Here is a 21756-nt window from a genome sequence, read left to right on the forward strand (position 1 = left end):
ACCGCACCCAGGTTCATCTAATGTTGTCAGCCTTCGCGACAACAATTGAGTAATTAAGAACATGTCTGATTTAAAACAGAAAACGGTCAAAGGCATCGCATTTTTAGGTGCGGGAAAAAGCTTTGGACGTATCATCTCATTTGTAAACACTCTGGTTCTTGCGCGAATCCTGTCACCTGAAGACTACGGTCTCATGGCGATGGCAATGGTGGTGTCGGGCTTTGTCGCCTTTTTCAATGAAATAGGCTTGGGCAGCGCTATTGTTCAGCGCAAACAAGTCAGCCAAGTTCAATTAGTCGGCTGCTTTTACATAGCGATGGTCATTAGTGTACTGCTTTACTTTGCAACCTATTGGGCGGCACCGTTGGCCAATGACTTGTATGACAACGATAAAGTGGGCGCTTTACTACAAGTCATTGCTTTAGGATTCATCTTAGGTGCGGTTAAAACGGTGCCCGAAGCACTGTTGCGCCGAGAAATGAAATTCATGCACATTTCGGCCATTGAGTTTGTGTCGATTCTGATTCACTGCGGCACCACCTTGGCCTTAGCGCTCATGGGTTGGGAAACATGGTCGTTGGTGTACGGCATGTTGGCAGGTGAATTATTTCGAACGATCGCCATGTTCGCTGCGTCGAGGTGGCTGCCCACCAACGGTGGTAAACTATCGGAAGCTATTGATCTCATGAAATTTGGCGCCACAGTGACTTATTCGCGGATTACTTGGTACATCTATAGCAATGCGCAAACATTGATTCTAGGTAAAGTCAGTGGCGATCGCGCCACTGGTGTTTTTACTATGGCTCAAACGCTTGCGTTCCTGCCGTCCCAACACATCACAACACTGGTGATTCAAGTGGCTTCGCCACTATTTGCTCGCTTACAGGAGGATACCAAGTCGCTTAACGCAGCAATTTTAAAACTAACATCAGGACTGGCTTTAATCGCTTTCCCAGTGTTAATGGGCATGGTGTTAACCGCCGATGAATTAGTCTCTGTATTGTTGGGGCCAGATTGGTCAGAAGTAACGCTGCCACTGCAATTGCTATGTGTCATGAGCGCGTGTAAGTCCATCGACCCCTTGCTGACACAAGCCCTAATTTCGATTGGCCGCGCCGACATTACAGCACGCTATACCACGTTGTGTGCGGTGATGATTCCATTAGGTGTTTATATCGGTGCGGTGAACTGGGATATCGTCGGTGCTTCAGCTGCACTGGCTATCACTTACCCGGTATTAATGGTTGTGCTTCTTTTGATCACGCGCCGCTATTATGCATTATCCATGCGCCAATATGCGCAGCACCTAGCCGCGCCTGTGAGTGCATGTCTGGCAATGGCAGTGGCAATTATGGGGATTGAATTTGCGCTCAACACTTGGCTCAATGTAAATGACTTCATCATGTTGTGCGTAAAAGTTGCTGTTGGCGTACTTTCCTATTGTTTGTGGCTCATTTATACCCAGCCCAAGAGCATGCAATTGCTACATTCGGTGCTCACTGACTTGGGCATATCAGAGCAAAAACTGGAGCGCTGGCCGTTTAATCAAGCCAATGTAAGGTGAACATGCTGGACACTAACGCCTCAGAAGCAACCAACATAGAACTTACCGATGCGTGGCAACAGTGCCTTTATAAGCACTGCTTTTCACCTTCGCAAGTGCTGCACTATGCGAGAAGCTTTACGGGAGACAAAGAGACGCGTTATGCCTACGTTCGCTCCATATCAAACAGTGGTTTAAAGCGAATAGCACCGTTGCGAAACTATTTTGTCACCCATGCAGCACCGCGAACCCCACTCTCACCTTCTCAAACAATGCCCCTGTTCAATTCATTATTGGAACAGCCTTGGCATATGGCAACCATTGGTTTAGCCAGCAAAAACAATGAGTTCATTCAGCAGATTCAAAGCTACTTAAAAGCGCAACGCATCCCATTTAAGTTAGAACCACAATTTACCAACTGGCAACTGCGCCTCGATGTCAGCCCAGAAGAATACTTTGCCCAACGCCCTTCCCAACTGAAAAATACGCTCAAGCGGAAAAAGAACAAGCTCCTCCGTGAACAGAGGCAATGGCACTGCCAGCTTGTGTCCAGCGTTGAAAGTTTTGAGCGGGGGTTTGCGGACTACAAAAGCATTTATGATGCCAGCTGGAAACCTGTTGAAGAAAACATATCGTTCATCAAAGAGTTTTCAAAACTAGCGGCCGAGCGAGGCTGGCTGCGGATGGCGTTGCTCTATATTGATAATGAACCGGCAGCCGCGCAAATTTGGTTCAACTATCAGGGTAAGACCAATATTTTCAAGCTGGCTTATCACCCGAAATTTAAAAATTATTCGGCCGGAACTTTATTAACAGAGTTCCTAATGCGCCACGTTTTAGAGCAAGATAGCGTGAAATGGGTTGATTTTGGCATGGGCGACGAGCCCTATAAACAAGATTGGATGAACATCTCTGAACAGTGTTATACGGTAACAGCCTTTAATAATCGCAGCTTTTTTGGCACACTTGCGCGAATTCGATACGATATTTTACCAAGACTAAAGCAGCGATTACTAAGATGACAACACTTGAGCAAACTCAACAGCAACGTTTAGAAGCGATTTTGCAGCAACTACTGCCGTCGCATGCCATCGCTCAATGGCAAGATGACACGGGCTTAATTGGCGACATTGCTGAGTTTGATTCCATGACATTAACCAACTTACTCACATCGATTGAAGATGTCTTCAATGTGGAGATTGACGAAAGTGCGTTGTCGCTTGATGACTTTGCGACCTGGGGTAGCCTAAAGCAATACACCCGTCGACTACTGGACGCCTAACATGACCAGCAGCCCGACTCGCAAATTTTCGTTTATTTCGTCGGGCGAAGCCTCCTTGTATATGAGTGAAACGCTCTCGAGTTCCAACACTCTAGGCACCGTAATTTTCATTCCTGCACTATTGGAGGAAATGAATGCCAGCCGGCATTTGTCTAGCCTTGCTGCATTAGAGCTAGCTTCTCACGGCCTGCATTGCATTCAATTTGATTTATTTGGCACTGGCGATAGTTCCGGAGACTTGCAAGACGCTACGCTCGAACTTTGGCAACAAAATATCACCGATATCTCTGCGTACGCGCAGACGCAATCAGTCGCTCCAATCCATTTTATTGCTCTTAGAGCTGGCGCATTGCTCGCGCCGTCGTCGCTGCCTAACAACAGTCAAATTTGGGCATGGCATCCGATTCTCAAAGGCAGGCATTGGGCAAAACCAATCCAGCGAACAGCGGCACTACTCAGCCAGCAAGACGCAGAAAAGCAGTGTCTTGAATATGCTGGGTACGCCATCCCAAAAGCATTGTTAGAGTCGATGTCAAAACTTGATAAAACCGCAGATGTCGATGCTCAGCACACATTTTACATTGATGATTTAGCTCCCCAAAACTCCGACACATTAGGCTCTATTCAGGTACATACGTCACCATTTTGGGTACACCAAGAATTAGAAGATCGCGACTATACCGCTTGGATTGAACAAACAATTACACATCTCACATCATATCAGTGATGTAGCGCTGCATTTTTGATCACAAAATGTTAAATAAGCTGTGTATGATAGGAACGATTAAGAACAGGAACGTCAACAAACTCATGATAAAAGTACTCGTTGTATTCGGCACTCGCCCTGAAGCCATTAAAATGGCACCTTTGGTCAAAGTCCTAGAAAATGATGCAGACATCGATTGCCAGGTATGTGTCACTGCACAACATCGAGAAATGCTTGATCAGGTGCTGGAGTTATTCGATATCACACCTGATTTCGATATGAACATCATGAAACCAGGTCAGTCACTACCTGAACTCACCAGCCGAGCCATGCAAGGCTTGTACGATGTGATGGCGCAAGCTAAGCCTGATTGTGTGTTAGTTCACGGGGATACATCGACTACATTTTGTGGCAGCCTGGCTGCTTTTTATCATCAAATTCCAGTGGGACATGTTGAGGCAGGCTTGCGTACGGGCAATATTTATAGCCCTTGGCCTGAAGAAGGCAACCGAAAACTTACCGGCGCAATTACCAAATATCATTTTGCCCCCACAGATACTGCTAAACAAAACCTAACGCGTGAAAATGTGGCGGATCCAGATATTACCGTCACAGGGAATACTGTGATCGATGCTCTGCTGGTTGTGAAACAAAAAATTGATGAAGACAAAGCCCTTAACCTCGAACTGGCGTCTCGCTTTAAGATGCTCGACTCCAGTAAGAAAATGATTCTGGTCACCGGACATCGCAGAGAGAGCTTTGGTGGTGGTTTTGAGCGCATCTGCAAAGCACTACAAACGTTGGCGCAACGTGATGATGTTGAGATCGTGTACCCCGTCCACTTGAACCCTAATGTTCAAGAGCCGGTGAATCGCTACCTATCTGGTTTGAGCAATGTTCATTTGCTAGAGCCTCAAGATTACTTACCGTTTGTATACCTGATGAATCAGTCGCACATTATTTTGACTGACTCGGGCGGCATTCAAGAAGAAGCACCATCACTCGGCAAGCCCGTACTGGTAATGCGAGATACGACTGAGCGCCCAGAAGCGGTTGCGGCCGGTACTGTTGCGTTAGTGGGTACAGACACCGATGTCATCGTGAACCAAACCACGGCTTTATTGGATAACGAAGAAATTTACAACAGCATGAGCTTTGCTCACAATCCTTATGGGGACGGCCATGCGTGCGAACGCATTGCAGCGGCACTTAAAAACAATAAATAAGAAAGAAGCGAACGATATGGTATTCAAACGTATTTCAGTAATTGGGTTAGGCTACATTGGATTGCCAACCGCAGCAGTAATCGCCTCTCGTGGCATGGAAGTCATTGGCGTTGATGTATCAGAAAATGCAGTCAACACCATTAATCAAGGGAAGATCCATATTGTAGAGCCGGATTTGGACATGGTGGTTCAAGCCGCTGTAACCACTGGTAAACTGCGCGCGACGTTGACTCCAGAGCCAGCTGATGCGTTTATGATTGCTGTTCCAACTCCATTTAAAGGCAATAAAGAGCCAGATCTGACCTATATCGAAAAGGCGGCTCAAGCCATCGCTCCTGTGTTGGAAAAAGACAACTTGGTGATTTTGGAATCAACTTCACCTGTTGGCGCCACTGAAAAGTTATGTCAGTGGTTGCAAAAAGAACGCCCAGACTTGAGCTTCCCAACCGATAAAGGCGAACAAGCCGACATCCAAGTTGCCCACTGCCCAGAGCGTGTATTGCCAGGCAAAGTGCTACAAGAATTAGTGAGTAATGATCGCATTATTGGCGGGATCACTACCCACTGTGCTGAACGCGCAATTGAATTATATAAAACATTCGTACGCGGTGACTGCATCGTGACTAATGCGCGCACCGCAGAAATGGCGAAGCTGACCGAAAACTCTTCTCGGGACGTCAGCATTGCATTTGCCAATGAACTCTCAATGATTTGTGATGAGCTTGATATCAACGTGTGGGAATTGATTCGTTTAGCGAACCGTCACCCACGAGTCAACATTCTCAACCCAGGCCCTGGCGTGGGCGGCCACTGTATAGCGGTGGACCCTTGGTTCATTGTTGATTCAAGCCCTAAAACGGCACGTATGATCCGCACAGCTCGTGAGATTAACGATCACAAACCGCACTATGTGATGCATCAAATCAAATCTGCAGCCGACGAATTTAAGCGCCCCGTGATTGCTTGCCTTGGCATCGCTTTCAAAGCAGATATTGATGACTTGCGCGAAAGCCCAGCAAAAGCAATTGCAGAAGAACTCACTGCAAGTGGCGCTGGCGAAGTGCTGATTGTAGAGCCTAACATCACTGAGCTTCCTGCAAGCTTAGTCGATGCAGGCGCTCGTTTAGTGTCGCTTGATGAAGCCTTACAATCATGTAATGTTTTAGCCGTTTTGGTTGATCACCGTGAATTTAAGAAGCTTCAAGCTGCCGACACCAAGCAAGCGATGGTCATTGATACCCGAGGTATTTTTGGTTAATGGCAGTTACGGCGAAGGAAATCGCCGTATCTATACGGTGCGGCAAGGCTAACTTAGCAGGGATTCATCACGCCGTTGATAACCCTAGCTGCTCCGTTGTTTTTATTGCTGGGCAGCCTCAGACTAAAGTCGGTCCTCACCGGCTTTTTGTTCATATAGCCCGCCAACTTGCCGATATTGGTGTCTCTTCGATTCGATTCGATATTGCAGGCTGGGGTGATAGCACAGGCGAAGCAAAAGCATATTCCAACATTGGCGATTCCATCCAAGCCATTCATCGTTGGCTAGTGGAGACTCACCCCAGCAAGATCCCTATTGTGTTTTTTGGGCTATGTGATGGTGCCACAGCGAGCATTTTCGCTATGAAAGACTTGCCAGTTGCTGGCGCAATTCTGTTGAACCCATATTTTAGGGATGAATCAGAACACGCCAAAGCCGTGTTGAATCAGCATTATTTACCTCAATTAGCCAACAAAGAGGCTCTGATGAGCCATTTGAAACACCCATGGCGACTCCCCGGTAAAATTTTAGGGTTGATACAACAATGGTGCTCGTCCAAACGCGGCACCACTAACCCTCAAACCGTTCAAATATTGGAAGCCATGGCTCGCTTTTCGAACCCATGTTTACTGGGTTTTAGCGGCAACGACTTTACTGCGACACAAGCAAAAAACCAGCTTCAAAGCTGGCTCGATACTCAGCCCGAGAATGTGAGCGTGACAACTTTTGAAAACGCTGACCATACATTCTCGAATACAATTTTTAAACAATCTTTAATTAAGTGCATAATAGACTTCTTAACGTCGAACGCGTTGTGCAAATTAGGAAATATTGAGGCAAGGTCATGAAAGGACTAATCAAACCCATCGCAGCAGCAGTACTCATTGGCCTTGCTGGCTGTGGTGCAGAAAAATCAACGGAAGAGTACTTGGCAAGCGCCAACAGCTACCTTGCGTCAGACAACACCGCAGCAGCGGTCATCGAATTGAAAAATGCGGTAAAGCAATCACCGGAAAACGTAGAAGCGCGAACTATTTTGGGCGATATCTACTATGCCCAAGGTTCTTATCTCGCAGCGGAAAAAGAATACCGTAAAGCCTTAACTGACGAGGCAGACTCAAACGAACTAGCTCCCAAACTGGCGCTCACTTTTTACAAACTCGGTAAAAATAAAGAATTGGATAACCTTATCCAAGACACGCCTCGACTAGATACAGGCCCAAGTGCCACTCTTTCTGCGATTCACGCATTAAGCTACTTTAACCGTGGCGATGTCGAAAAAGCAGAAGATGCGCTGTTAATCGCCGAGCAACAACAATCTGAGAACATTTATACCAAGCTTGGCCAAGCCGCTCTGCAGGCTTCAACATCTTCAAAAGAAGATCGTGAGCAACGCGTCGATATAGCAATTAATACTGTGAATGAAGTTTTGGCAGTGGAACCAAGCAATGTTGAAGCAAACCTCATTGCTGGCCACCTCAAAATGGCGAAAGCCGATTTTGCAGGTGCACAAACATCATTTGAAACAGTGGTTGAACTTGTTCCAGAAGCGGTACAAAACCAGCTCTACTTGGCACAAAGTCTCATCAAACAAAATAAATTTGATGAAGCCGAACCCTATGTCGACAAGTTGTTGAAGTTGTCGCCTCAACACCCTCTCATCAACGAATTCAAAGCTCGTATTGCATACGCGCGCCAAGACTTTAGCGAAGCCAAAGCCGCATCAGAAATGGCGGTGCAGAATGGCAGTACCAACATGACGGCATTTGTTATTGCTGGTATTTCATCGATGAAAGACAACCAGTATGAGCAAGCTTATCGCTACTTGTCTCGCGTTCAAGGCAGCTTGCCAGACGACCACATGATCAATCGCTTGTATGCCTATCTTCAATTACAGTTGGGCTACGTTGATCAAGCCACCGAAACACTCGATCGTCTAACAGACTTGCAAGACTCCGATGCCATGCTGTTCGCAACAGCAACGTCAGAGCTCACTAAAGCCGGTAAAGAGAAAAAAGCCCTCTCATACGCAGAGAAAGCGGCCTCATTGGATGAAACCGGTGCGAATACGGTGAAGTTGGGTATCTTGAAATTAGCCAATCAAGATTCGTCGGGTATTACAGAGCTCGAAAGTGCGCTGAATACCAACCCTGACCTAATCGAAGCTCGCTTAGCTTTGGTATATAGCTTACTCAACCAAAACAAGCCCGATGAAGCTCGCAAAGCGGCCGATGATTTAATCCAATTACATCCGGACGACTCTAGAGGTTACACACTCAAAGGCTTAGTCGAGAAGTTACAAGGAAATGGTGATCAAGCGATTGCCTTACTGGACCAGGCGCTCGAAATTTCTGCCAATGATCCGATTGCCTTACTGAGTAAATCTAACGTTTACATGGAGCAAGACAAAACCGAAGAAGCTTTTGCCATTGCAAAGCAAAACATCCAGTACAACGCAGAACGCTCCTATGTTGTTCGCAACTTTATGGCTGCAGCGGGACAACTCGACCGTGGTGCCGAAGCTACCGAGTGGGTGAAGCAACTCTATGATGCAGACTCCAACAACGCGAATCTACTATGGGCATACGGTGTTGGACTTGCAGCAAGCAACCAAAAAGAACAAGCCATCGAATTGTTAACATCCGTTCCAGAAGAAAAACAAATTCCGCCAACACGTCAGTTACTAGGTGATTTGTATATTCAAACCAACCAGCTAATTAAAGCCGAAGATGTTTACAAAACATGGGTGGAGCTCAACCCAGATAGTAAACAGGCACACCAACGCTTGATTGCATCAAATGAATTACAGCACGACTATTCTGACGCGCTACAAAATGCAAAAGCCGCAATTCGAGAATTTCCTGCTGACTCATCATTTCAGTTGATACTGGCAACCATGCTGTTTGAGAACGATCAAGTTCGTGCTTCTCGCCTTGCGATTGAAGACATGGATGATGAGACTGCACAGCACCCAGTTGCAGTGCGCTTACAAGCTCGTATTGCGCTTCATCAAAAAGATTTCGACAAGGGTATTGAGCTTTGGAGACAATATTACGAAATGCGTCCTACGGTTCGTAATTTGACGTCTCTGGCGGATGTTTATGAACTTACAGGCAACTCAGAAAAAGCCATTGAAGTGATCGAAGCAGATATGGGGAACTTTACAAATACCACCCCATCTCACTTGAAGTTAGCCCATTTGTACATGGGGACTGATAGCGCAAAATCAGCACAACACTATGAAGCGGTGTTAGCCGAAAACCCTGGTAACGTCATGGCACTGAATAACTTGGCTTGGCTGCACTTAGAGGAAGGTCAATTTGGCCCTGCCAAAGAATATTCTGAACGAGCTTATAAAGCGGCAGGGAAACACCCCGCAATTGCTGATACATATGGCTTTGCATTGCTTAAGACGGGCAACAGTGCAAAAGCATTGGAAGTTTTACAAACAGCATATGAAGCAGATAGCAGTAACCAAGAAATTGCCATCCACTATGCTGCGGCTCTAGTTGCTAACAGCCAAAAAACTCAAGCCAAGCAGGTTCTAAGCACCACGACTCCTCCTACAGAAGCACTGGAAACGCTTAAAGCGGAATTAATGAGCCAGCTATAAGCTGTGACACATTCTTAAGACCACAAAAAAGCCGCTTTCCAAGCGGCTTTTTTGTGGTCTTTGCATTTTTATTTAAATAAGCGTACCTGCCGAGCATCTACATCGTCCGAGTCCAGCTTGACACTAAGGCGCGCCTCCCGACCATCTTTTTCAATATGCTTATCGATCACGGCATACAACTTCTTAAACCCATCAGGCAAGGAACGATGCAGCATTTCAGCATTAATGTAATAAGGTGCACGCTTACCGTGATACTCGATGGCAGGCCCCAGTTGGCGAAATTTAACACCAATGAAAGCCATACTCCGTGCCAGACGAGGTTCCATCATTACAAAAGCATGTTTATGTTCACTGTGAATCGCCAATGATCCAGCTGCCAGATATAAACCAATCGCTAAGAATGGAAAACAGCGCAACTCTTCAGCAGAGTAGCTTGTTTCGTTAATAGCACCGGTAGCTGCGCCCTTGAAGCGGTCGGTATTACGACGCCTAAATTGAGCAGGTACTGCCAATCGGGATATTTCACAGATATCTTTACGCGCAAAGTCGCTTGGCTTTAAATCGGCCCCCTCAAAAGCATGAGCACAATACTTCTCAATCGGCAGCAACTCATCTTCTTCTTGCGGAGCAACCACCCGTACCGTTCCAGCATAATCTTTTGATGACCTGTGCTGCATCAAACAATAGCGGCTGTACTTGTCGAATTCATCCGATTCTTTAGCATCATCTCTAGGAGCCTCAAATTCGAGCTCCTCACAGTAAACTTGATGCCGAATACGGTATACAGCCGACACTGTATCTTTTCTATAAGCGACTTGGGGTAAGAGAAATTCTGAAAAGTGCTTTGCTATTCGGGTACCTTCACGATTAATCATAACTTTAATCGCAATGTTAACCAATGGTCCGATGATGGGCATGGCCGCGTACCGCTTGAGCTTTTTATTCATCTACCTGATGACTCCTACTTCCTTATGTTTCATATATTGTGGCATGTAATTGAGCTCATAAATGTTAAATACTTAATAACATTGTTAATTAACTGTAGCACTCGCAGAATTCGATCACTATTCGATGTCAAAATATTTTACAAGTTTTATACGCAGCTCACGACCAAAAACCAGAAGAATACAATTTACCCTTAATAAACAACACATTAAAAACTTGGCACGCACAATGCTTTAAGTTAACCGAGCATTAACAAATTTCTTGAAGAAGCAGTCACTGCTTCTCGAACTGACTAAAAAGATAGTGGAGTAAATTATGTTACGGAAAATAATGACAGCAGCATTCGCTTTAGCAGTAAGCGCTACAGCATCAGCAAGCGTGATCAACATTGGTGGCGTTGAGTTTGAACCAAGCGGCAACAACATTTCATCAGGTCAAGTATTCCAAGAATTGAATCCAGATGGTTCTTTCACTACTTGGGGTTTGATTGACGAAACTGATTATAACTGTGTTGGTTGTGAACTAACTTTCGTTGCATCTGCTGCAGGCGGCGCTAACGTTGTTGGCACTAAAGTAGACGGCGGTAATGTTTCAAACGCATATGCTTCTTTCAGCCTGAAAGTTTACGTTGATTATGCAGAAAACTTCTCTGCAGGTGATTCTTCTAAATCAGAAGACGGCGACCTTTGGTTGGAACTTGCTGGTCACTCAACTGACTTGACTGACTTAGGTTTTGCAGGCGTGATGGGTTCTTTCATCGGCGACTTGGCTACAATCAACGGTAACCCAATCTTCTTGTTGGGTCGCGGTATCTTAGACGTAGTTGGCGGCTTGGCTGCAAGCAACTTCGACACTGATACTCAGTTTGACGGTTCTGATCTTCAAACAACAGTTGCTTTCCCTAACAACAGCGTGACTGGTGGTGTAGTTGTTTCTGAAGGTACTGGTAGCTTCTCTGGCCAATCTATTCCAGAGCCAGCTTCTATCGCTTTGTTAGGTTTAGGTCTTTTAGGTTTTGCTGGCGCAGCTCGTCGTCGTAAAGCTTAATTCCTGACTCTACTTAGTCTCTCTGAAAAAGCCGCCTTTATGGCGGCTTTTTTGTGTCTAAAGCACGCGGCTAAGCTGCATTTCCTGAAAGGAACAACATCGAATTTATGCTATGTTGAGCAACAGCTTTCATGGCAAACATCAAACAGTGGCAAACACCTTCAAGGAAGAGAGTTCTTAGCGTGGCAGGTTTTATCAAGAAGTACTTAGTCGTCACAGGCATTCTGATTAACATCTCACTATTGTGGGTTGTATTCGCTAAGCCTGATTTTTACTGGGGTCTACAAAAGTCCGTTGAAAAAAATCTACGTAAGACCGCTCCCCCAGTAGCCAATGTTATCTTTGGAGAAGTCATCCGCTATTCACTTAAGGATGATCTAAAACAACTTGGATTTGATCAATGGAGCCCAAAACCCGCGCTTCCAACATCGTCCAACATCATTCGTTCCGATCAATTTAAGTCACTCCAAGCCGCTTCAAATGCATTATCAAGTGGCGATACTCTCCAGATCAGCCAAGGCACATATCAACAGGCATTTATTGTCAAAGCAAATAACGTCACAATTGAGGGGCTCGGACATGTTGTTTTGGAATCAGCCATCGTTGATGGAAAAGGCGCAATTGTTTCCAAAGCTAACAATCTCACTATCCGAAATATCGAATGCCGAAATATTAAAGCAAAAGCACAAAATGGCGCTTGTGTTCGGTTTCACGGTAAAAATTTATCGTTAGAGCATGTTTACTTTCATAGTGGCCAACAAGGCCTTCTGACATCAAATAAAGCCGGTAAGATCATCATTGAAGACAGTTGGTTTATTAACCTTGGAAAGAGTGGAAGAGCACATGGTATTTACGTGGGTAGCGATACGGAGCTCTATATTTCTGACTCGGTATTTTTAGGTGCCAAAGATCAAGGCCATGAAATCAAGTCACGCGCATCACGTACTCTGATTCAACGAAGCATTATTGCATCGCTATCAGGGTTCGACAGTCGATTAATTGATATTCCAAATGGTGGCGAGTTGTTTATTTTGGAATCGATACTTGAACAGGGCCCACGTTCAGTCAATGAAACGGCGATTGGTTACGGGCTAGAGGGTAAAAAATACTCATTAAACACAATCAAAATGCGTGACAACATCATCATTCTAGAGCGCGATGGTAAGAACAACTTACTGCATTTAAAAAATCCTGATACCGCAGTTGTGGCTTCATCCAATCTTGTTATCTCAAGCCAAACAACAAACCTGCCAGGCCTTAATTTTGTCTTTGACTCAAGAGCAGAGGCTAAATTAGCGCCATACCCTCATCTACCTCCCCTTCCCAAGCACCCATAAAAAAGCCCCGCCGAAATGGCGAGGCTCACTCAGTATTTTTAGAGGGCTATGTCAGCCCTACACATATGATTACAGTACGTCTACAGCGTTCAAATCTGAGAATGCTTGCTCTAAGCGAGTCACCATTGATACTTGAGCATGGCGCAACCAAACGCGTGGATCATAGTATTTCTTGTTCGGTGAATCATCGCCATCTGGGCTGCCGATTTGACCTTGCAAGAATGCTTCTTTGTCGATGTAGTATTCACGAATACCGTTCCAACAAGCCCACTGAGTATCTGTATCGATGTTCATTTTTATCACACCGTAACCGATAGACTCTTGAATTTCTTCTTGTGAAGAACCTGAACCACCGTGGAATACGAAGTTCAATGCATTCTTCTCAAGACCATACTTCTCAGACACATAAGTTTGTGAATCACGAAGAATAGTAGGAGTCAGTTTCACGTTACCTGGCTTGTAAACGCCGTGAACGTTACCGAAAGATGCAGCAATCGTGAAGTTAGGGCTAACCGCATTCAATGTTTCATATGCATAAGCAACTTCAGATGGTTGAGTGTAAAGTTTAGACTCATCCATATCTGTGTTATCAACACCGTCTTCTTCACCACCAGTACAACCGAGTTCGATTTCTAGTGTCATACCCATTTTGCTCATGCGAGCGAGGTATTTAGCACATGTTTCAATGTTCTCTTCAAGGCTTTCTTCTGAAAGGTCGATCATGTGAGAGCTGAACAATGGCTTGCCTGTTTCTGCAAAGTGTTTTTCACCCGCGTCAAGCATACCGTCAATCCAAGGCAATAATTTCTTAGCCGCGTGGTCGGTGTGCAAGATAACTGGTACACCATACGCTTCAGCCATATTGTGAACATGCTTAGCGCCTGAGATAGCACCCAAGATCGCCGCTTGTTGGCCTTCACCTTTAAAACCTTTGCCAGCAAAGAACGCAGCGCCGCCGTTTGAGAACTGAACCACAACAGGAGACTTAACTTTTGCGGCAGCTTCTAATACTGCGTTAACTGAATCTGTACCAATGCAGTTCACTGCTGGTAGTGCGAAACCTTTTTCTTTTGCTATTGCGAAGACTTTACTTACGTCATCACCAGTTAATACGCCTGGTTTAACAACATCAAAAATGTTCTGTGACATGATGTTTATCCTGTTGGGTTGATAAATATAAATTGTGTATTTTTGAAACTAGTTTAGTCGAAAGCTTTCAGTAAAACCTAAACTTCTTTGAGCCAAACCAATATCGTGTTCTTGATCATACTGCGATAACCTTTAAATCAACTAAATCACAGTGACGTATTCAGTCAATATTGTGACCGAAAGTGCTGAATAATCAACAATCGGACGCGTCATCAGCGTTAATTTCAATTTCAGGTATTCCGCCCAGAGTAGTCACTTGAATGTACGTCAAACTGCAATTCGACGTGTTCTTGTCCTGCCCTGCTGGCCAAATAGTGATGCTATCGTTATTCGGGAAGTCCTCTTCCATAATCCAATCGTCTTCATTGATGTTCAACGCGAATGTCATTTCTTCGACTTCAGCCTCAAGAAAACCATATCGGACTTCAATCGTTGTGCCATCGATATCAATGGGTGTATTCGGATTTGTTTCTAACCCTGCAAACACGGCTTTACCAAATACGAGAGAGTTAGCGCCATTAATGGCTCCTTTAAACCCTTCCAGCGTAGATAAAGTGGCATCATCTTGAATATTGATAAAGCGTGGGGCAGCAACCACTGCCAAGATCCCCAAGATAACGACGACAACGACTAGTTCAATCAACGTAAATCCACGCTGAGAACCTTGAAGTTTTTGCATAACGATTTGCACAGCTCACTACTTATAATTTGCTTAGCTTTCTATTTTAGAGCGCTACTTTCAACCTCTAAAATAGAAAAACGGGAGTCAAGCTCCCGTTCAATCAGAAGCAGTTAACCTTTTGCTCTTTCTTCTAACATCGCTACTGCTGGTAACGTTTTGCCTTCTACAAACTCTAAGAAAGCACCGCCACCGGTAGAAATGTAAGAAATTTGATCTTCAATACCAAATATATCAATTGCTGCGAGCGTATCTCCACCGCCAGCAATTGAGAAAGCGTCAGACTCAGCAATTGCGCGAGCAACCACTTCAGTACCTTTACGGAAGTTAGGAAATTCAAAAACACCTACTGGACCATTCCAAATGATCGTCTTAGCATTTTTTAAAATATCAGCCATTGCTTGTGCTGAATCATCGCCTAAGTCCATGATTTCTTCGTTATCTTGAACTTCACTCGCTGACTTCACTGTTGCCGGCGCAGTCTCAGAGAACTCTGTACCCGTACGAACATCTGTTGCAACTGGAATATCACAGCTTGCCATTAAGCGTTGAGCTTCAGGAATCAAGTCTGCTTCGTACAGCGATTTACCTACGTTATGACCTTTGGCTGCAACGAAGGTATTCGAGATACCACCACCTACCACGAGTTGATCCGCAATTTTAGATAATGAATCGAGTACTGTAAGTTTAGTCGATACTTTTGAACCGCCAACAACTGCAACCATTGGGCGCGCTGGATTGTCCATTGCTTTGCCAAGTGCTTCTAACTCACCTGATAATAGTGGGCCAGCACAAGCAACTGGTGCATTCATGCCAACACCGTGAGTTGACGCTTGTGCACGGTGAGCCGTACCGAATGCGTCCATGACGAAAATGTCACACAATGCAGCATACTGCTTAGACAATGCTTCGTCGTTTTTCTTTTCGCCTTTATTGAAGCGAACATTTTCTAAAACAACAACTTCGCCAGTGTTAAGTTCAACACCATTCACATAGTCTTTTTCCAGACGCACTGGAACATCTAACGCTTCATTTAAGTAATCAACCACAGGCTGCAAAGAGAACTCATCTGCGTACTCGCCTTCGGTAGGGCGACCCAAGTGCGACGTCACCATAACTTTTGCACCTGCGTCTAACGCAATTTGAATTGTCGGAATTGATGCACGGATACGTGCGTCAGATGTGACCTTGCCGTCTTTTACTGGCACGTTTAGGTCAGCACGGATAAACAGACGCTTGCCTGCCAAATCCAAGTCACTCATTTTCAATACGGACATGATGGTTCCTCTAGAATTGCTTCGTTATGGGGGCGAACCTAAGCGGTTCAAATCAAGTATTGGCGCATCAATGCTGCACCTTTTTATTGCGCCGAGTTCAACTTAAAGAGCTTAGTCTAGTAGAACCAGATGACAGCGCAGTGAAAATATTTGCTCTCGTAATACGAGATCTTATGGCTAACGGCGGCATTATGTTACAAATGAACAAAATCGTAATTGATTTACATCAGAGATGTATCACACTTTGGTTCGGATCAAATGTTAATTTGCTTACTAATCTTGGGGTTAAACATTATAAATCAACCCGCGCTATATAATAAAGTGCAACAGCCTTGCTGCAAACTCTCAATATAGGCATCAGACCAGTCGTCATTAATTCGTTACAAAACAACACTTCAACCTTTAAAACCAAGCGCTTGAGTATCAATGTCCTTTGATATTTACCAAATGATAAACACCTAGTAATTTAGGGAGGATATAACTAGAATAGACGTCTAGACGTAAATACGTATAAACTTCTAATTATTGGGATGCATACTCATGGCAAAACACTTGTTCACCTCAGAATCAGTTTCTGAAGGACATCCGGATAAGATAGCCGATCAAATTTCTGATGCCGTACTCGACGCTATTATTCAGCAAGATCCGAAAGCTCGCGTAGCTTGTGAAACTTATGTAAAGACCGGCATGGTGATGGTTGGCGGCGAGATTACTACCGAAGCTTGGGTCGATATTGAAGAGCTTGCTCGTAAAACGGTTCGTGAAATTGGATATACCCATTCAGATATGGGCTTCGACGCAGATTCATGCGCAGTGTTAAACGCGATTGGTAAACAATCTCCTGATATTGCACAAGGTGTTGATCGCGATGACCCGCGCTCACAAGGCGCCGGCGACCAAGGTTTAATGTTTGGCTACGCGAGCAACGAAACTCAAGAGCTGATGCCTGCTCCAATTACTTATTCGCACAAATTGGTGAAACGCCAAGCTGAAGTTCGTAAAAATGGCACTTTACCTTGGCTTCGGCCTGATGCCAAAAGCCAAGTCACGTTTGCCTACGAAAACGGTAAACCTGTTGGTATTGATGCCGTTGTATTGTCTACTCAGCACTGCGACTCAGTGAACCAGAAAGACTTAATCGAAGCGGTACAAGAAGTCATTATTAAACCTGTATTACCTGCGGAATGGTTAAATAAAGACACGAAGTACTTCATTAACCCAACCGGACGTTTTGTTATTGGCGGCCCAATGGGCGATTGCGGTTTAACCGGGCGTAAGATTATTGTCGATACCTATGGCGGCATGGCTCGTCACGGTGGTGGTGCATTCTCAGGTAAAGATCCTTCTAAAGTCGATCGAAGCGCAGCTTATGCAGCACGTTATGTTGCTAAAAACCTGGTCGCAGCAGGTTTAGCAGACCGCGCTGAGTTACAAGTATCTTATGCGATTGGTGTAGCAGAACCCACTTCTATTAGTATTGACACCTTTGGTACCAGCCAGTACGACGAAGAAACTCTGGTTCAACTCGTTCGTCAACATTTCGATCTTCGCCCTTACGGCCTACAAGAAATGCTCGACTTAGCGCGTCCGATTTATCAAGAAACAGCAGCCTATGGTCACTTTGGCCGAGCTCAATTTCCTTGGGAAGCGACGGATAAAGTAGAAGCACTCAAAGCCAGTATTAAATAACGCTCTGAATGGTTCAACATTCTAAAAGCCCAGTTCCGACTGGGCTTTTTTGTGTCTACTGTTTCCGACGTTTATGGATAAGAATGCACTGCCTCTGCGCCAATTTTAATGCAACTCATTGATGATCGCGGATTCGGCGTGCTTCACTAAGACTGGCTTGATTGTAGACATCAAACCAAGCATCTAACCGCACACCCTCGTTTGACCACCCCGCTACGTCTAACACTCTTGCTGCAACTTCAGCGGTTGCAAGTTGGTAGTCATGGGAAGCCTTTCTTAAAGCAAACCGTGACATTTCAGAGGGGTTAAACGATAGCAGCGGAAACTCATTTAAATAGGCGCTTTTTCGGAACATTTTACGCGCTTCTCGCCAACTACCATCTAAGAGAACAAACAGAGGTTGCTTGTGATTTGGAAGTGCGGGAACATGCTCAAACACAGCTCGTTCTGATTCTGCATAATCGCCGGGGAACACTACGAACGGCTGCACATCAGGCGCGTTTAACTGTGACAGTAGTGTCGGATCAACGTCAGTGCGAGACCATTGATAAGCACTGGTCTGCGCCACCACATCGCCTATAAGCCAACCGCTATTGCTGGGTTTAAAGACTTCGCCCTGATACATCAACAATATGATTTGCACCGAAGCCTCTGGCATCGGTCGCAAGTGGCAAATACACTTTAAAGGCGGCAACCGACAATCGGCGCATCTAACACTATGGCTGCCACGCCCAATATAGGGCCGCGTGCTCCGCTGCTTATTGATTTCATACAATTGGCGAACTGCATTCATAGCCAAGGCCAACCCATTTAGTGTTTTTCAATAGCTCATTATAAAGAGCAATTGCATTGAGTACGATCGCTGCATCTTACCACTCGTGTAGTGTGGCTAAAAGTTGCCTTATGATTTACTTGATAAAGCCGCTCCCGCCCCCATATCTGCTAGCATAGACTTATGATGACTTGCGATTGATCGACATTGGCTACCACACGCATTTTTCACCCAGAACAGCTCATAGCGCAGCAAGCCCTGCAATTAAGTGATAGCGCAGCAGGCCATGTGGCTCGCGTATTGCGCATGCGCTCAGGCGAACAAATCCACCTCTTTGATGGCTCTGGTGGTTACTATTCTGCGATACTCACCGATGTAGCAAAACGTACCGTTCACGTACAGTTAGGCGATCACGTGCAAACTCACAATGAATCGCCACTAAAAGTACACATCGGCCAAGGCATCAGTCGCGGCGACAAGATGGACTTTACCATTCAAAAAGCAGTTGAATTGGGTGTGTCTGCCATTACTCCGCTGTTTACCGAACGTTGTGGGGTAAAGTTGCATGCCGATCGCTGGCAAAAAAAATTGGCGCATTGGCAGCAAGTAGCGATTAGTGCCTGTGAGCAATCCGGACGTAATATAGTGCCCGAAATACACAAACCTGCGGCACTCGAAAACTGGGTATCACAACCATCAGACGAGCTAAAACTCAACCTTCACCCGAGCGCAAAGTTTGGCATCTCCGGTCTTGAACAACCAACGCACGGTGTTCGCCTGGTCATTGGCCCTGAAGGTGGGCTAAGTGATTCAGAGATTGAGTTAAGCAAACAACATGGCTTTCAAAGCGTTCTTTTGGGCCCGCGAGTATTAAGAACAGAAACAGCAGCACTGACCGCTCTCACTGCGCTACAAGTTAAATTTGGCGACTTAGGCTAAGGATATATAATGACAGTTCAACTCGGTATCGTGATGGACCCAATTGCGGGTATTAACATCAAGAAGGACTCAAGCTTTGCCATGCTATTGGCTGCTCAAGCCCGTGGCTGGGACCTTTGGTACATGGAAATGAATGACTTATATCTCATTCAAGGCGAGTCCCGAGCAACAATGCGTAAACTTGTTGTCAAAGAAGATGCCAACCATTGGTATTCATTAGGCGACGCACAAGACAAGCCTTTAGACGATCTAAACACCGTGTTGATGCGTAAAGATCCACCATTCGATACTGAATTTATTTACGCCACATACATGCTTGAACGCGCCGAAGAGCAAGGCGTGTTGATCGTCAATAAACCTGCTAGCTTACGAGACTGCAATGAAAAACTTTTTACCGCATGGTTTGCAGAGCACACGCCTACCACGCTAGTCACACGTAATTCATCTCAAATTAAGGCGTTCTTGAAAGACCATCAAGATATTATTCTCAAGCCGTTAGACGGCATGGGCGGTGCATCTATATTTAGAGTAAAGCAGGATGATCCAAACATCGGTGTCATCTGCGAAACACTTACGCAGCACGGCAGTCAATTCGCCATGGCACAAAATTTCATCCCACAGATCAAGGACGGCGATAAACGCATTCTTATGATCGACGGAGAACCTGTACCTTATTGCCTTGCTCGTATTCCGGCCAACGGTGAAACGCGCGGAAACTTGGCAGCCGGCGGGCGTGGAGAAGCTCGCCCCCTATCCGATTCCGATTGGGCAATTGCTCGTTCCGTAGGGCCTGAATTAAAGAAGCGCGGCCTTATATTTGTTGGGCTTGATGTCATTGGGGATAAACTCACAGAAGTAAATGTGACAAGTCCCACATGTATTCGTGAAATCGAGAGCGCCTACGGCATCGATATTGCGGGTCAACTGATGGATGCAATCGAAAAAAAGATGAATTAGCCAAATAGGGTGGCACACTTTCATGCATCGCATGTGTCGCCGCTATTTTTTCAAGGGTCAATTACTGCCATAATAGCCCTATCAGTCGACTAAAGAAGCAGCCTATGGATAATCTTCAAGGCCAATTGCTCATTGCAATGCCTTCACTTGAGGACCCCTACTTTCAGCGCTCCGTAACCTATGTTTGCGAGCACAACGAAGAGGGTGCTATGGGCCTGGTGATCAATCAGCCTATCAAAAATCTTAACTTGTCCGAGTTGCTCGAAAAAGTGCATGACTTGCACCGCGATGACTTGTCTTCCGACAGCTTGAAGCAACCGGTATTTGCTGGCGGTCCAGTTAATCAAGAACGCGGATTCGTACTACATACTTCTCAGCCTGGCTGGGCGTCGAGCATGGTATTGAACGATGATCTAATGATCACAACGTCGAAAGATATACTGCAGATATTGGGCACTGACCTAGAACCTAGCAAATATCTTGTAACGCTTGGCTATGCGGGTTGGGACGCAGGGCAATTAGAACAGGAAATAGCTGATAATTCATGGCTCATCATTCCTGCTGATCAAAACATTATTTTTGAGATAGATGCAGAACATATGTGGGAAGCTTCAGGCCGAACCTTAGGTATAGACATCGCCCAGATTAGCACTCAGTCGGGTCATGCCTAATGGCGAATGTAGGCCAACGTACACTGCTCGGTTTTGATTTTGGCACCAAAAGCATTGGCGTAGCAATTGGGCAAGAGATCACTGGAACAGCCTCACCAGAGGCAGCAATCAAAGCCACCGACGGCATACCTGATTGGGACATCATTGGCTCATTACTCAAAGAATGGCAGCCCGATTTAGTGGTGGTTGGCCTGCCGTTAAATATGGATGGCACGGAGCAAGAATTGACATTGCGGTCTAAGAAGTTCGCCAATCGTATTCACGGCCGTTTCGGTGTGCCCATAAAGCTACACGATGAACGCCTGACCACAGTCGACGCAAAAGCTCGATTGTTTGAAATGGGTGGTTTTAAGGCGCTTTCTAAAGGAAAAGTGGATAGCGTATCTGCGGTTCTTATCATCGAAAGTTACTTCGAATCTCTATGGAGTTGCAATTAACGTGCGCTAGTAACTACGCTTGACAGCCTGCTTAAAGCAGGCTTTTTTGTATGCGAAAACTGATAAATATGCGTGCAGCTAGAATGCCAAGACAAGGACGTTTGTGCATATAACGAAATCCGTAAACGCAAAAAAGCCCGACTCTTACGAATCGGGCTTTCTCTGAAAAGGTGCCTGGCGGTGACCTACTCTCGCATGGGGAAACCCCACACTACCATCGGCGCGATTG

General features: G+C 45.4%; 20 protein-coding genes. 15 read left to right on the forward strand and 5 right to left on the reverse strand.

Translation table 11 applies throughout. The features are described from left to right. Positions 1-61: 61 nt before the first annotated feature. The 8 genes from NAF29_RS17805 (at position 62) to prsT (ending at position 9628) form a co-directional block, all read left to right on the forward strand. Entirely contained in the window at positions 62-1564 is a 1503-nt protein-coding gene (locus NAF29_RS17805; protein ID WP_251262984.1) for a lipopolysaccharide biosynthesis protein, read from the forward strand. A gap of 2 nt (positions 1565-1566) precedes the next feature. Further along, positions 1567-2565 carry a GNAT family N-acetyltransferase gene (locus tag NAF29_RS17810; RefSeq protein ID WP_251262985.1) on the forward strand — a complete coding sequence of 333 codons (999 nt, stop codon included), beginning with the start codon at positions 1567-1569 and terminating at the stop codon, positions 2563-2565. Further along, positions 2562-2825 carry a phosphopantetheine-binding protein gene (locus tag NAF29_RS17815; protein ID WP_251262986.1) on the forward strand — a complete coding sequence of 88 codons (264 nt, stop codon included), beginning with the start codon at positions 2562-2564 and terminating at the stop codon, positions 2823-2825. Before NAF29_RS17810 ends, NAF29_RS17815 begins: the two co-directional genes overlap by 4 nt. Position 2826: 1 nt before the next feature. Then, positions 2827-3552, forward strand: coding sequence for an alpha/beta hydrolase family protein (locus NAF29_RS17820; RefSeq protein WP_251262987.1), 726 nt, complete (start codon positions 2827-2829; stop codon positions 3550-3552). 83 nt (positions 3553-3635) lie between these two features. Beyond that, on the forward strand, positions 3636-4757 hold the full coding sequence (gene wecB, locus NAF29_RS17825) for a non-hydrolyzing UDP-N-acetylglucosamine 2-epimerase (RefSeq protein ID WP_251262988.1): 1122 nt from the start codon (positions 3636-3638) through the stop codon (positions 4755-4757). Positions 4758-4773: 16 nt separating this feature from the next. After that, positions 4774-6015, forward strand: coding sequence for a UDP-N-acetyl-D-mannosamine dehydrogenase (wecC, locus tag NAF29_RS17830; RefSeq protein WP_251263004.1), 1242 nt, complete (start codon positions 4774-4776; stop codon positions 6013-6015). Next, complete coding sequence (locus NAF29_RS17835) at positions 6015-6863, forward strand: hydrolase 1, exosortase A system-associated (protein WP_251262989.1); 849 nt, start codon at positions 6015-6017, stop codon at positions 6861-6863. Before wecC ends, NAF29_RS17835 begins: the two co-directional genes overlap by 1 nt. Further along, entirely contained in the window at positions 6860-9628 is a 2769-nt protein-coding gene (gene prsT, locus NAF29_RS17840) for an XrtA/PEP-CTERM system TPR-repeat protein PrsT (protein WP_251262990.1), read from the forward strand. The genes NAF29_RS17835 and prsT overlap by 4 nt, the downstream gene beginning before the upstream one ends. Before the next feature lie 68 nt (positions 9629-9696). On the opposite strand, the gene NAF29_RS17845 is transcribed toward prsT, so the two are convergent. After that, positions 9697-10575, reverse strand: a complete 879-nt coding sequence (locus NAF29_RS17845; RefSeq protein WP_251262991.1) for a PEP-CTERM/exosortase system-associated acyltransferase — start codon at positions 10573-10575, stop codon at positions 9697-9699. A 313-nt stretch (positions 10576-10888) separates the two neighbouring features. Here NAF29_RS17845 and NAF29_RS17850 point away from each other — a divergent pair, with 313 nt between their 5' ends. Together NAF29_RS17850 and NAF29_RS17855 are read left to right on the forward strand one after the other, a co-directional pair. Continuing rightward, a complete protein-coding gene (locus NAF29_RS17850; protein ID WP_251262992.1) occupies positions 10889-11620 on the forward strand; it encodes a PEP-CTERM sorting domain-containing protein in 732 nt (243 codons plus the stop codon). A gap of 182 nt (positions 11621-11802) precedes the next feature. Then, a complete protein-coding gene (locus NAF29_RS17855) occupies positions 11803-12957 on the forward strand; it encodes a right-handed parallel beta-helix repeat-containing protein (RefSeq protein ID WP_251262993.1) in 1155 nt (384 codons plus the stop codon). A gap of 69 nt (positions 12958-13026) precedes the next feature. Here the strand turns inward: NAF29_RS17855 and fbaA are convergent, their stop codons facing one another. From fbaA to pgk, 3 genes are all read right to left on the reverse strand, one after another. Continuing rightward, positions 13027-14106 (reverse strand): class II fructose-bisphosphate aldolase, encoded by a 1080-nt coding sequence (gene fbaA, locus NAF29_RS17860; protein WP_251262994.1) that lies wholly within the window; start codon positions 14104-14106, stop codon positions 13027-13029. A 193-nt stretch (positions 14107-14299) separates the two neighbouring features. Then, on the reverse strand, positions 14300-14785 hold the full coding sequence (locus NAF29_RS18365) for a prepilin-type N-terminal cleavage/methylation domain-containing protein (protein WP_285817845.1): 486 nt from the start codon (positions 14783-14785) through the stop codon (positions 14300-14302). Positions 14786-14898: 113 nt separating this feature from the next. After that, the gene (gene pgk, locus NAF29_RS17870) at positions 14899-16062 is read right to left on the reverse strand and encodes a phosphoglycerate kinase (protein ID WP_251262995.1); all 1164 of its coding nucleotides are present in this window, start codon (positions 16060-16062) and stop codon (positions 14899-14901) included. A 540-nt stretch (positions 16063-16602) separates the two neighbouring features. Here pgk and metK point away from each other — a divergent pair. Then, the gene (gene metK / locus NAF29_RS17875; RefSeq protein ID WP_251262996.1) at positions 16603-17751 is read left to right on the forward strand and encodes a methionine adenosyltransferase; all 1149 of its coding nucleotides are present in this window, start codon (positions 16603-16605) and stop codon (positions 17749-17751) included. A gap of 115 nt (positions 17752-17866) precedes the next feature. Here the strand turns inward: metK and NAF29_RS17880 are convergent, their stop codons facing one another. Continuing rightward, the gene (locus tag NAF29_RS17880; RefSeq protein WP_285817846.1) at positions 17867-18544 is read right to left on the reverse strand and encodes a tRNA-uridine aminocarboxypropyltransferase; all 678 of its coding nucleotides are present in this window, start codon (positions 18542-18544) and stop codon (positions 17867-17869) included. Positions 18545-18730: 186 nt separating this feature from the next. On the opposite strand from NAF29_RS17880, the gene rsmE reads away from it, so the two are divergent. The 4 genes from rsmE to ruvX all read left to right on the forward strand — a co-directional run bounded on the left by rsmE (position 18731) and on the right by ruvX (position 21527). Further along, positions 18731-19462, forward strand: coding sequence for a 16S rRNA (uracil(1498)-N(3))-methyltransferase (rsmE, locus tag NAF29_RS17885; protein ID WP_251262998.1), 732 nt, complete (start codon positions 18731-18733; stop codon positions 19460-19462). 9 nt (positions 19463-19471) lie between these two features. Continuing rightward, positions 19472-20419, forward strand: coding sequence for a glutathione synthase (gshB, locus tag NAF29_RS17890; protein ID WP_251262999.1), 948 nt, complete (start codon positions 19472-19474; stop codon positions 20417-20419). 104 nt (positions 20420-20523) lie between these two features. Next, the gene (locus NAF29_RS17895; protein WP_251263000.1) at positions 20524-21090 is read left to right on the forward strand and encodes a YqgE/AlgH family protein; all 567 of its coding nucleotides are present in this window, start codon (positions 20524-20526) and stop codon (positions 21088-21090) included. Beyond that, positions 21090-21527 carry a Holliday junction resolvase RuvX gene (gene ruvX / locus NAF29_RS17900; RefSeq protein WP_251263001.1) on the forward strand — a complete coding sequence of 146 codons (438 nt, stop codon included), beginning with the start codon at positions 21090-21092 and terminating at the stop codon, positions 21525-21527. The genes NAF29_RS17895 and ruvX overlap by 1 nt, the downstream gene beginning before the upstream one ends. Positions 21528-21756 lie beyond the last annotated feature (229 nt).

This window comes from Echinimonas agarilytica, from assembly GCF_023703465.1.
In the GTDB taxonomy this organism is placed as follows: domain Bacteria; phylum Pseudomonadota; class Gammaproteobacteria; order Enterobacterales; family Neiellaceae; genus Echinimonas; species Echinimonas agarilytica.